At 51.7% G+C, this 12,417-nt stretch carries 11 protein-coding genes and 1 pseudogene; 1 reads left to right on the top strand and 11 read right to left on the bottom strand.

The genetic code is table 11. The features are described 5' to 3' along the window. Positions 1–33: 33 nt before the first annotated feature. The 7 genes from FDW95_RS06150 to phsA all read right to left on the bottom strand — a co-directional run bounded on the left by FDW95_RS06150 (position 34) and on the right by phsA (position 7,319). Positions 34–369 carry a DUF496 family protein gene (locus FDW95_RS06150; protein WP_003834176.1) on the bottom strand — a complete coding sequence of 112 codons (336 nt, stop codon included), beginning with the start codon at positions 367–369 and terminating at the stop codon, positions 34–36. A gap of 238 nt (positions 370–607) precedes the next feature. Beyond that, positions 608–1,666 carry an FUSC family protein gene (locus tag FDW95_RS06145; protein ID WP_115258144.1) on the bottom strand — a complete coding sequence of 353 codons (1,059 nt, stop codon included), beginning with the start codon at positions 1,664–1,666 and terminating at the stop codon, positions 608–610. Positions 1,667–1,773: 107 nt separating this feature from the next. Next, the gene (sbmC, locus tag FDW95_RS06140; RefSeq protein ID WP_115258143.1) at positions 1,774–2,241 is read right to left on the bottom strand and encodes a DNA gyrase inhibitor SbmC; all 468 of its coding nucleotides are present in this window, start codon (positions 2,239–2,241) and stop codon (positions 1,774–1,776) included. Between the two features lie 124 nt (positions 2,242–2,365). Further along, positions 2,366–3,538, bottom strand: a complete 1,173-nt coding sequence (dacD, locus tag FDW95_RS06135; RefSeq protein ID WP_115258142.1) for a serine-type D-Ala-D-Ala carboxypeptidase DacD — start codon at positions 3,536–3,538, stop codon at positions 2,366–2,368. A gap of 150 nt (positions 3,539–3,688) precedes the next feature. Then, on the bottom strand, positions 3,689–4,456 hold the full coding sequence (phsC, locus tag FDW95_RS06130) for a thiosulfate reductase cytochrome B subunit (protein WP_115258141.1): 768 nt from the start codon (positions 4,454–4,456) through the stop codon (positions 3,689–3,691). Continuing rightward, positions 4,453–5,031: a thiosulfate reductase electron transport protein PhsB gene (phsB, locus tag FDW95_RS06125; protein WP_115258140.1), complete on the bottom strand. Its 579-nt coding sequence runs from the start codon at positions 5,029–5,031 to the stop codon at positions 4,453–4,455. The genes phsC and phsB overlap by 4 nt, the downstream gene beginning before the upstream one ends. Before the next feature lie 14 nt (positions 5,032–5,045). Further along, positions 5,046–7,319, bottom strand: a complete 2,274-nt coding sequence (phsA, locus tag FDW95_RS06120; RefSeq protein ID WP_115258139.1) for a thiosulfate reductase PhsA — start codon at positions 7,317–7,319, stop codon at positions 5,046–5,048. A 399-nt stretch (positions 7,320–7,718) separates the two neighbouring features. Between phsA and sbcB the strand changes: the two genes are divergently transcribed. Further along, positions 7,719–9,143: an exodeoxyribonuclease I gene (sbcB, locus tag FDW95_RS06115; RefSeq protein WP_115258138.1), complete on the top strand. Its 1,425-nt coding sequence runs from the start codon at positions 7,719–7,721 to the stop codon at positions 9,141–9,143. Between the two features lie 102 nt (positions 9,144–9,245). On the opposite strand, the gene FDW95_RS06110 is transcribed toward sbcB, so the two are convergent. The 4 genes and pseudogenes from FDW95_RS06110 to FDW95_RS06095 form a co-directional block, all read right to left on the bottom strand. Continuing rightward, positions 9,246–10,607: an APC family permease gene (locus FDW95_RS06110; RefSeq protein WP_162604171.1), complete on the bottom strand. Its 1,362-nt coding sequence runs from the start codon at positions 10,605–10,607 to the stop codon at positions 9,246–9,248. Beyond that, on the bottom strand, positions 10,597–10,659 hold the full coding sequence (gene yoeI / locus FDW95_RS06105; protein WP_101706264.1) for a membrane protein YoeI: 63 nt from the start codon (positions 10,657–10,659) through the stop codon (positions 10,597–10,599). The genes FDW95_RS06110 and yoeI overlap by 11 nt, the downstream gene beginning before the upstream one ends. Before the next feature lie 212 nt (positions 10,660–10,871). Beyond that, positions 10,872–11,805: pseudogene (locus FDW95_RS06100) on the bottom strand (LysR family transcriptional regulator). A 41-nt stretch (positions 11,806–11,846) separates the two neighbouring features. Next, the coding region (locus FDW95_RS06095; RefSeq protein WP_249358932.1) for an NAD-dependent epimerase/dehydratase family protein at positions 11,847–12,417 on the bottom strand (571 nt) is incomplete at its 5' end.

Here is a 12,417-nt window from a genome sequence, read left to right as displayed (position 1 = left end):
GGGGCCGCATTACGCCCCTATCGTTTGCAACAATTACTCTGCTTTCGCTTCGCCGTTTTTCACTTCGCCCATGGCTTTGAGCTTTTTAGAAATGTCGCGACGCTCTTTAGAGATCTCGGCATTTTTGATGATGTAATCATCCACGCGATCTTCATAGTCGCTTTTCATGCTGGCAATAATGCCCTGGATCGCTTCAACGCTCATACCTGGCTTAATGTAGTCGCTCAGGTTGTCCAGCAGCAGGACACGTTTCTGGTTGTCACGGATCTTTTTCTCAACGTCCTGGATTTCACGTTGCAGTTTGTTCTTACGACGGAACAGACGAACAAATTCCAGCACGTCCTGGAAAGAAGGCTTGGTAGTTTCCATTTTTACACCCCTGATAATGTGAGATTCGGATTCGTTTAAACAACGGCTAAAGTGGGTCAACATTACTTTCATGCCCGCCATACTTCAAGTTGCATCTGCATTGACAATACACGGTTGAAACCTGAATTATCGAGGGTAAAGCCATTGCAGTTACCAATGGTTTTAGCCTTTTTCAGTATCATACCCTTAATCGTTGCTGAATCGAAGCAGCAGTAGAACCAATCCCCTCATCTGCGCTTTATTTGCGCAAAGCACGACAGATTAAATGTGAGAGGAGTTCCAGCTGTCGAGCCATCTCCATATTCAGCCAGACATAACCATGAATAGGTGTTTCTGCAACGTTGTCGCCCTTATGTTCATCAATCAGCTGACGCATCTCCGTCACCGTATCATTGAGTTTTTCGGTGTTGGCAAGCACCGGTTGCGGATTACCTTCATAGAGAGCGTGCGTTATCGTCAGCAGTGCCTGTTGCATTCTGAGCTGAGTTTCACGCAGCGTATGCGCATTCAACATCACAAAATGACTGGACCGCGTTGCCCACAGCGCGTTGATTTGCAGTTCAAGCATGCACACCAGATTTCGATTAATCGTTTGAATGGCTTCAAAAACTGATTTTTGAATGCGCGTTTCTTTGCTGGCCGGAATGATTAAGCCGCGCATTTTAACGACGTCACTCAGCAACTGCTGTAAGTGCTTATCCAGCCGGGGTTGTTCGAGTAAGTTGGGTGATAGCGCGGCCTGATATACACGGTTATAGCCGGTAATGCAGTGCGCCAGCTGGATACGCCAGTGTATAAATGCGCGTTGCGGCCAGATCCAGGTAAACAGCATTGCCAGTAGCGAGCCGAGAATCACATCCCCCCCGCGCCAGAGTGCCGTGTTCATATCGCCCGCAGGTGCGCCAACCACGACGGCCAGCGTGATGCCGATCAGCAGCGCCTGATACGGTTTTTTACCCAATGCCAGCCAACCGCACAGGAACATAGCCACCGCACACCATATCAGCATCAGCGGCAATGAAAAGAGCTCCAGCCGGAGCGCCACCAGCCCAAGGACCGAACCCAGAATCGTGCCACCAATACGCTCAAAAGCTCGGGGGACGACATTGCCCCAAAAGGAAATCGGCCCCATGATCACCACCAGCGTGATCAGAGGCCAGGTACCTTCAGGGATGTCCAGCAGGCGAACCAGCAGAAAAGTGAGAAGAAACGCCAGCGAGATGCGAATACCATGCACCACACGATAATGACGATACAAGCGAATTTCAAAAGGACTCAGTGACTTATCTGCACGCACTCATGCACTCCGTCAGGGAATAGCAAAGAACAGAATTGTACCTGTTTTTTCAGTGAAAACATCACCGTTATCAACAGGCCTTTTATCCTGATTCACACCCAAAACCGTTACTTCACCTGCACCGGCACGTACATTTCAATATCCCAGTATCCGTCCTCCACACCATTATTTCGGTAAATTTCAAAACACGGTTTGGCCGATAACTGCCAGGACGAATCCTGCAACAGACGGTCAAAAAACTGATACCAGGGTGTGGCAAAGTCATGGTTTTCAACACGGGCAACGGCCACGGCATAGTCGCCGCCCGCCAGTTCAGTCAGGATCACCCCTTCGCTGTTTTCGGGGATCTCAAAACCTTCAGGCACTGAAACTACGGTATCGCAGCGCAGTTTATCTGCCGGAACCACGTCTGGGTTGTCATAATAGACGGCTATCCATTCCAGCGGCACAATCTGGTTACCGTCGACCCACATAACCAGCTGTTCAAACCCCTGCTTTACCGTGTGTTCCCACGGTCCAACCATGTGAAACCCGGCAATCCTGCGTCTTTCTACCTGCTTTATCTCATACTCCATATAACCTCCCGCATGGTACTGTATAAAAATACAGTATAATTTCTGCGTATTACGGCCTCAAGGAAATAGTGATTATTATGTGAGCAGATTCGCAGTCTTGCCAGTTTGGTGCACAAACAGAAATCTACACCTTATGGTGAAAATAATCGCTCAGGCGCGAAAACACGCCCCCCTCACCGACTGACTCCAGCGTCATCAGCGGCCAATGCGCCACCAGCTGATCCCGGTCGTAGAGTTCAATTTCGCCCACGCGCTGATGTGCGGCAATGGGGGCGACCAGCTCTTTCTTATCAAGCACATACTTTGCTTTAATATTCGCCACTTCGGCTTTAGGCAGCGCCATCCAAAAATCCTGCTCGGTACCGAGACTGATTTTTTCTTTATCGCCATACCAGATCCGCTCAACGCCGACCTGCTTACCACTACGCAGAACCTGCACTGTGTCAAAGTTATGCTGTCCCCATTGCAGCAGCTTACGCGCCTGATCTTCACGCCCTTTCGCACTCTCGGCCCCCATAACAACGGCGATTAATCGACGCTGTCCGTCTACCGCAGATGCAATCAGGTTAAACCCGGCACCAGAGGTATGTCCCGTCTTTAGCCCATCCACGTTCAGGGTTTTATCCCACAATAAACCGTTACGGTTCTGCTGGGTGATGCCGTTCCAGGTGAGGCTTTTCTCGCTGTACATATGATAGAAATCAGGCTCGCCGTGAATGATAGCCCTCGATAACACAGCCAGATCGTAAGCCGAACTGTGCTGGCCTGGGGCATCCAGTCCGTGCACCGTTTCAAAATGGGTGTCCTGCAACTTCAGCTTTTGCACATAACTGTTCATCATCGCGACAAACTGTGGCTGCCCACCGGCGATATAATCCGCCAGCGCAACGCAGGCATCGTTGCCGGAATCGACAATTAAGCCGCGACTTAAATCACGTACTGAAACGCGGTCACCTTGTTTTAAAAACATTAACGATGAACCGACAAATACCGGATTGTCTTTCGCCCACGCGTCACGCCCAACGGTGACAATATCTGACGGGCTAATACGCTGGCTGTCGATGGCGCGGTCAACAACATAGCCGGTCATCAGCTTGGTCAGACTGGCGGGGTTGCGCTGCTGGTGCTCATTACCTGCGGTAAGAATTTGGCCTGTGGTGTAATCCATCAGCACCCACGCACCCGCATTGATAGCCGGAGGTTGGGGAGCAAAACTGGCGACATCCGCCGCAAAAGCGGAGGAAAAACTCATCGCGAAAAGGGAAGCGGTAATAAACAAACGGCGTTTCAACAGCATGTCCTCAGGAAAAGGAAAAATAGCCGTTCTTTTTACGGAAATTCTGAAGAACAAACAGGGATAAATTGCAAGAAAATGTGACTTAAGGCACATTTTCTTGCAATGGAATGCAGGTATCAGATAAACGGGTAGTGATAAATTCGCACTACATTACCCTTTACGCGGTGATACATCTGCGTGATGGCTGCGATGCCGGTGATAGCCGTCGATCATGCTGCGAAAGATTTGCCCCGGCGTGTCGCCCAGTGTGCACAGGTAGATATGCGCACAAATAAACAGAATGCCAATAATCGCCAACGCCATATGCAACACCAGCATAACCGGACCTGCGCCGATAACTTGTGGGTAAAGACACAGCAAACCGGTGATGATCAACAACGGTACCAGCGCATACATGATGGCCAGATAGGCCAGTTGTTGTAGCGGGTTAAATTTACTCTCTGCCGTCGCGGCAAACGGATGCGCTTCCCCCTTCATTATCCCATACAGGTAAAAGCGCGTTTGCTGCAGGCAGCGCGAAATCAGTCCGCTACATTTCACCCGATAGTGGCAACCGTTGCCGGTAGTGGCATTTATCAGCAAGAAACCCACCCAGAAGGCCAGTAATGCAAAGCCACACCAGGTGTGTACCTGCACCATGAGCGCCACCGGCCCTATCGAAAAGTGACCAAACAACCCGCTTACCAGCAGCAGAACGAACAACAGCGCATTTCCCCAGTGCCAGCGGCGGACCGCTAACGAGTAAAGGTAGTCACGATGCTCTTCACCGGTTGCGGTTTTAGGTGCCAGCATCCGTCGCAGCAGCGCGTGCGCTACCAGACCCACAATCATCAGCAGGATGACCACACCTGCGTAAATGAGCCACAGCGGCCAGTAGTCCGGCGCATAGTTAAGCTCTGCTCCCCAGATAGTATTCATACTTTCCCCTCCTGATGATACTCTTTACGCCGATAAAGACTCACCTCACCACTGCGCGTATCCTGCTGGCGATATACCTCTTTTTGACTTATCCAGTGCTGGATCTCCGGGTCGTCGCGGCGGCCAAACTTCAGCGCATCGGTTGGACAAACAGAAACACAGGCCGGCGCTTGCCCGGCATCGAGGCGGGTATCTGCACAAAAATTGCATTTGTCAGCGATACTCGTTTGCGGATTCAGATAACGCACATGGAACGGGCAGGCAGCAACACAATAGTCGCAACCAATACAGCGCGACTTGTCCACCTGCACAATACCGTTTTCGTCACGAAATGAAGCACCGGTCGGGCAAACGCTCACGCAGGGCGCATCTTCACAGTGCTGGCAAGAAACCCGCACAAACTGAAAATGAGACAGGACGTCTGACTCTTTTTCCGGGGTGCGGATCTGCACCTGCAGGCGGCTATACCCCTCCGGCACATCGTTCAGAACCTTGCAGGCAACCGTACATGCCTGGCAGCCAATGCAGCGTTTTTCGTCATGCAGCATGACATAGGGGTTTGTGGATTGATTCATGATGTTCTCCTTGTTCATGCCCGACGCAGCGTCACGCCAGCGGTGTGCACCACCGTTCCGGAAACCGGACTGGTCACGTGCGGAAGTAAATTACCGCAGTGAATACCGTGCGTTGTTGCCGCCGTTTTAGCCCCGGCCTTGGCGCCAAACCCCATATAAACGAACAGCGTATCGGGTCGAATACCGGCCGTGACCAGCGCCTTACCTTTTTCTTTGCCGGTGGCGTTTTCCAACCAGATGTCGTCACCGCTTTTAATCCCTTTTTCACGTGCGGTCGTCGGGTGGATCCACACCGCGTTGTCCCACATCAGTTCACTGAGTAAAGGCACATATTGCGTCGCTCCGTTGGTGTGAACCGCTACCTTGCCCTGGATGAAATAGAGTTCATTTTCACCCTTCAGGGCAAAATTGCGGGCGCGTGGAATACCGTAGCCGGGAAGTAACGATTCCAGCTCTGCGGAATAAAGCTCGATTTTGCCTGACGGGGATTTGAATCGCAGTTGCTCCCCGTAGGTACCATCGCTGTCCGCGGGCACTGCGCCAGGATAGCGCGCGACAAACTGGCGCACGGTCTCAGGTTCACGAAATAACAGCGGTACGCCCCACTCCCGGTATCCCTTCTGACGCAGTTCTGCGGATAAGGCGTGATCGCCATTGAGCTGGTACAGCTGGCGCGTCTGCATATCCTGCCACGGGTAAAATTGCCCGAGACCCAACTGTTCACCCAGTTCTTTCCAGATTTGCCAGCTCGGACGAGCATCGCCAATGGGCTCAACTACCTGTTGGCGTAATGCATAAGCTGGATTCAGCCCTGACATATCAGAGACTTCTTCATCACGCTCAAGGTAGGTGCATTCCGGTAACAGATAGTCAGCATAGGCCGCGCTTTCACTTAAATAGACGTCGCAGCTGACCACCAGATCCAGTTGTTCCACGGTTTTGACCAGATCGGGCCGGCAGGTCACGGTCTGGAAAGGATTATGTCGGGACATGATCCATCCCTTCACCGGGTAAGGAGTCTGCTTTAACACGGCATCAATAATGCTTTGCACGACCCCGCCACCCGCGGCGATGTATTTAAACTGCGGTGCCACCAGATCAATGCGCTGCGCGGTTGGCTTCGGTAATTTCACATCCGGTTTTGCCAGCACCGGCGCGACCTTTTCGCCTGCCAGCTTGTTATAGGTTGCCGCCGCCTTTTTCTGGTACATGCCACCTTCACGTTCGATATTGCCCAGCAGCACGTTGAGGGTGAAGATCATCCGCCGCATGTCGATCTCTTCCTGAGAAAACGTCGCGCGGTGGCCTGGGCTGACGATGACACGAGGCGCGCTGGCCGCCATTTCTCGGGTTACGCGGGTAATAACTTCAGCAGGAACATCAGCCAGCTTTTGCGCCCATTCAGGCGTTGTCTCTTGTACGGCCTCTGCCAGCTGTGCAAACCCCGTGGTATAACGCTCCACAAACTGCGCGTCATACAGTTTTTCTTTAATCATGACGTGGCACATTGCCATCAGTACCGGCAAGTCGCCGCCAGGCCTGATGGCATGCCATTCATCCGCTTTACTGGAAAATACGGACAAGCGAGGGTCGAAGCTGACCATCTTCGCGCCTCTCTCCTGCGCGGTCATCAGTTCGTGCGTGTCGGCAACCTCAATACCTTCATAGAGGTTATGGCCAAAAGAGACCATATAACGGGTGTTGGCGATGTCCATGGACAGATCGCCGCCCATCATCACTTTAGCGGCAATGGATTTCCCGGCGGGACATGTCGAGGCATGGGTAAAGGTGTTCGGCGAACCGAAGGCCGTCGCCAGGTGAAATAAATGACCGGAAAGCGAGCCGGATTTAGAAGAGAAGACAACGCCCTGAGGACCATATTGCGCTTTTATGGCACTCATCTTTTCGGCAATTTCTTGATAGGCTTGCTGCCAGCTAATGACCTGCCATTCTCCAGCGCCACGCGGGCCAGTGCGCTTCATCGGTTTAACAATACGGTGCGGATCGTTAACCAGGCTCACGCCGCTGCCCCCTCGGGCACAGACCCGGGTACCCTGCTGCGGCGCATTAGGATTCCCCTGGATGAAAACGGTTTTATTATTAATGACCTGAGCTTGAATGGGACATCGAAATGAACACATTTCGCACAGACTTGGCGTGAGTGAGGTTTTCCCCTTGATACTCTCTGGTGCATTACGCGCCAGTGCACCCGGTGGAAAAGTTCCTATTGCGCAAGCGGAGCAGCCAATACCCACGCCGCGCAAAAAGTTACGCCGACTAATGCTCATATAACCTCCTGTTATTAGATATATCCAATTATTATATGGAGTTTATATTATTAATTTTTAACCTCACTCACATTTCCTTACAATGAAGCAAGAACATCCTGACGAATCAGAACCTATTGTTTACAAAGACTTTTAAAACTTCCAAAACTCAACAATTAACCGTAAAAATAACAATAATGGTTATCAATCAAATTATTAAAATGAAATTATCCTTGATGATAATCATGCCAACAAATACAGTTTCGATCGTTTAATTAATTCAAGAAATATATAAAAGCACCGTTCATCTCAATTTTATTGCGACCTGATTCCCCGAACAGATAATCGCATTGCTGATTACCTCGCTATTTTTTGGTACTCTTATAAAAGCGCTAAATTGATCCCGGACATAACTGAACAATGAATGACGGCAAGCAGCACCCTACGTTTCTCTTCCACGATTACGAAACCTTTGGTACCCATCCGGCGCTGGACAGGCCCGCACAATTTGCGGCCATCCGCACGGATAACGATTTCAACATTATCGGCGATCTAGAGGTTTTTTATTGCAAGCCTGCGGACGACTATCTGCCGCACCCGGAAGCGGTACTTATCACCGGTATTACCCCGCAGGAAGCGCGTGAAAAAGGAGAGAACGAAGCAACGTTTGCTGCCCGCATTCACGCCCTGTTTACCGTGCCTAAAACCTGTATTGTGGGCTATAACAATGTGCGCTTCGACGACGAAGTGACGCGCAATATCCTGTACCGCAATTTCTACGACCCCTACGCCTGGAGCTGGCAGCACGATAATTCACGTTGGGATTTACTGGATGTCATGCGCGCCTGTTATGCCCTGCGTCCGGAAGGCATTAACTGGCCAGAAAACGACGACGGGTTACCCAGTTTCCGCCTTGAGCATTTGACCAAAGCCAACGGCATTGAACACGCCAACGCCCACGATGCGATGGCCGACGTGTACGCCACCATTGCGATGGCGCAGTTGGTTAAGTCGCGTCAGCCTCGTCTGTTCGACTATCTCTATAGCCACCGGAACAAACACAAGCTGGCCGCCCTGATCGATGTCCCACAAATGAAACCGTTGGTTCATGTCTCTGGCATGTTCGGCGCATGGCGCGGCAATACCAGTTGGGTTGCGCCGCTCGCCTGGCACCCGGACAATCGCAACGCGGTCATCATGGTTGACTTAGCCGGTGATATTTCTCCCCTGCTTGAGCTGGACAGCGACACGCTGCGTGAGCGCCTTTACACCGCCAAAGCCGACCTGGGCGATAACGTAGCGGTACCCGTGAAACTGGTGCACATCAACAAATGCCCGGTTCTGGCACAGGCCAACACACTACGCCCTGAAGATGCCGACCGACTGGGAATTAACCGTCAGCATTGTCTGGATAACCTCAAAATCCTGCGTGAAAACCCGCAGGTTCGCGATAAAGTGGTGGCTATTTTTTCCGAGGCAGAACCCTTCACACCGTCAGACAACGTGGATGCCCAACTGTATAACGGTTTTTTCAGCGATGCCGACCGCGCTGCGATGAAAATCGTGCTGGAAACCGACCCACGCAATTTACCGGCACTGGATATTACCTTTGTTGATAAGCGTATTGAAAAGCTGCTGTTTAATTACCGCGCGCGTAACTTCCCCGGCACGCTGGATGAGTCTGAACAGCAGCGCTGGCTGGAACATCGCCGTCAGGTGTTTACCGCAGAGTTTTTACAGCAATATGCCAATGAATTGCAGATGCTGAGTCAACAGTATGCGGATAATAAAGAGAAGCTGGTGCTGCTGAAATCACTCTGGCAATACGCCGAAGAGATTGTGTAAGAAGAGAAACTGACACGCAGGTATAAAAAAACCGGAGAACATGTCTCCGGTTAGGCAATTTGCCGGATGGTGGCGCAAGGCCCCCAGTCCGGCAAACATCAATTACTGCGCGATATCTTCGTACTGTGGAACCGGATTGCGGAAGCTTTTGGTCACGCAAGCCAGGTAAACCAGACCAATACCCGCCCAGATCAGACCCAGAACCATCGAGCTTTCTTCCAGGTTAACCCACAGTGCGCCGACGGTCAGAGCACCACACACCGGCATGACCAGGTAGTTGAAGTGGTCTTTCAGCGTCTTGTTGCGTTTTTCGCGGATCCAGAACTGTGAAATCACAGACAGGTTCACGAAGGTAAACGCCACCAGCGCACCGAAGTTGATCAGCGCCGTCGCCGTCACCAGGTCAAATTTGATTGCCAGCAGCGCAATCGCACCCACCAGCAGCACGTTCCATGCAGGAGTACGCCATTTCGGGTGAATATAACCGAAGAAACGGGTCGGGAATACGCCATCGCGCCCCATCACGTACATCAGACGAGAAACGCCCGCATGTGCCGCCATACCGGATGCCAGTACGGTGACGCTGGAGAACACCAGCACGCCCCACTGGAAGGTTTTACCCGCAACGTACAGCATGATTTCCGGCTGTGACGCGTCCGGATCTTTAAAGCGAGAGATATCCGGGAAGTACAATTGCAGGAAGTAGGAGGCACCAATAAAGATCAGGCCACCAATCAGCGCGGTCAGGAAGATAGCCTTCGGAATAACGCGCTCTGCGTCTTTGGTTTCTTCTGACAGCGAAGAGATGCCGTCAAAACCAAGGAACGAGAAGCACAGGATAGTTGCACCGGTAATCATCGGCACCACATGCGCGCCTTCAGACCAGAATGGACGGGTGCTGGTCAGCGTGCCTGCGCCTTCGCCGTGCATAATGCCGTAAATGATCAGGCCAACAATCACTGCCACAATACCCATCTGCAAAATAACAATCAGGGTATTGAAGTTCGCGACGGCCTTGATGCTGCGCAGATTCGAGATGGTCATAAAGCCCACCAGCGCGACAACAAAGATCCACGACGGTACCGACGGCACCAGCGCTTCAAAGTAGATTTTAGCCAACAGGATGTTGATCATCGGCATGAACAGATAGTCCAGCAGTGATGACCAGCCCACCATAAAGCCTACGGTCGGGCTAATGGATTTCTGAGCATAGGTGTACGCAGAGCCAGCAGACGGGAAACGGCGAACCAGTTTACCGTAGCTCAACGCAGTAAAGAGAATGGCAACCAACGCAAAAGCATAAGCCGTCGCGACATGACCATCGGTCAAGCCCGAAACGATACCAAATGTATCGAACAGCGTCATCGGCTGCATATAGGCAAGGCCCATCATGACAACCGGAACCAACGTAAGCGTTTTACGTAATTCCACGCGAGAGGTGTTTGGAGTAACGTTATGCGACATGGTCATTCCCCTTTACGGTGAATACCGTCGCGTAAGCAAAAAATTGCCCCATTTTTACGAATTCCTCAGCGACAACAACTGTCGGTTTTTAGTAAGTATCTATCCGGTACGAAGCCCGGCCTCTTTTATGAATGATTGGTTTGATGCAAAAAAATAACCGACGCGTATTAAAACGTCGGCTAATGTCATTTTTTGCAAGCGGCGTATTTTGCACTAAATTGGAGAGAAATAACAAGAGAATGAGATAGCCAAAAATAAATATTTTTATCTAACCGCCTGATTTATCGACACTCGATTTTACATAAACGCCTGCGATAGCACTATTTGCTAAAATCTGATCTCGCCACCAGGCGCTGGCTAATCCTGACGTCTGTTCATTCCAGCCAATCCACACCGGTTCAAACATAATTTGTGCGACCACTTTCTTCTCTATCAGGGCACCGCTGTCCAAAAAACGTTGTGCCAGATAGCGCGGTAAATACCCGCATCCCAGCCCACTGATCTGCAGTTCCAGCTTGGTTTTAAAGTCAAAAACGGTGATTGCATCCTGATCGTCAAGCAGTTGAGAACCCGACAAGCTCGCCAGATGAGGACTGTCCCCCACCACAATGGCACGGAAACGTTTAATGGTACGCCGTTGCAGTGGTTCGTCTTCCTGCGCCAGCGGATGATGAGGTGCGATCACAAACACCTGTTCGAGGTCACCTAAACGCGCAAAACCAAAATTACTCGCGGAAGGCGGTTCATGCATCGCCCCGACGATAATATCGGCCCGCCCTTGGGTGAGCGCCTCCCAGGAACCGCCCAGTACACCGTTGATAAATTTAAGCCGCGTGACGCTGTGGTGCTGGTAGAAGGATTCGATAAGCGGGGCCAGCAGTGAAAAAGGAAAGGTGTCATCCACGCCAATAACCAGCTGGTTCTCCCAACCTTCGTGCAGTTTGATGGCCTGTTTTTCGAGTTCGCGGACGGTATGCAGTACCTCCCGCCCCTTTTCCAGCAGCATCTGCCCAGTGCGGGTAAACTTCGCCCGATGCCCGCTGCGATCCAACAATTGAATATTCAGATCGCTTTCCAGCTTATGGACGGTATAACTCAGCGCGGACGGCGTCTTAAACAATTTTGCCGACGCCGCCGCGAAACTTCCCTCTTTATCTAACGCGTCGAGGATGATCAGAACGTCCAGCAGTGGTTTCATACTCACCCCCTGGCGGTATATGACGGCACGCTGCTGGTCTGTCACTCCATCGGCATCACCAGCGGGTCGGGATACTGGTACTCAAACCCAAGTTCATTGCAAATTCGGTTGCCGTCAATGACTTTACCTTTACCGTTATCCACACCGTCCCGGAATTCCGGCGGTTCCAGCCCCAGCAAACGCGCCATCTGGGGATAGAACACATTACGCGCCGGATGCATAGGCGCACATATATTATAGATGTGTCCTCCTTTCGGTGCCTGGAGCAGCAAAGCGATCGCCGACACCACATCGTCCAGATGCACCAGATTGACGCCATGCTGTCCATCCGGTGCCGTTTTACCGGCGAAAAAACGCCCTGGGTGTCTGCCCGGTCCAACCAACCCGGCGAGGCGCACAATGTCTACCGAGGTCCCCGGCAGGTTATGCAACCAGTCCTCAAGTTCTTTCAGCACACGACCGCTTGCCGTCACCGGATTGCGCGGCGAGCCTTCCTTCACGGCTCCCTGTACGTCACCATACACCGACGTCGAGCTGGTAAAAATAATCCGTGGAATGCGGTATGCCAGCGCACTGTCGACCAGCTCCTGCATCGCCTGCAGATAAAAATCT

The organism is Citrobacter sp. wls718, assembly GCF_005280945.1.
GTDB lineage: Bacteria > Pseudomonadota > Gammaproteobacteria > Enterobacterales > Enterobacteriaceae > Citrobacter > Citrobacter gillenii.
This window is presented reverse-complemented; position numbering and strand designations above follow the sequence as displayed.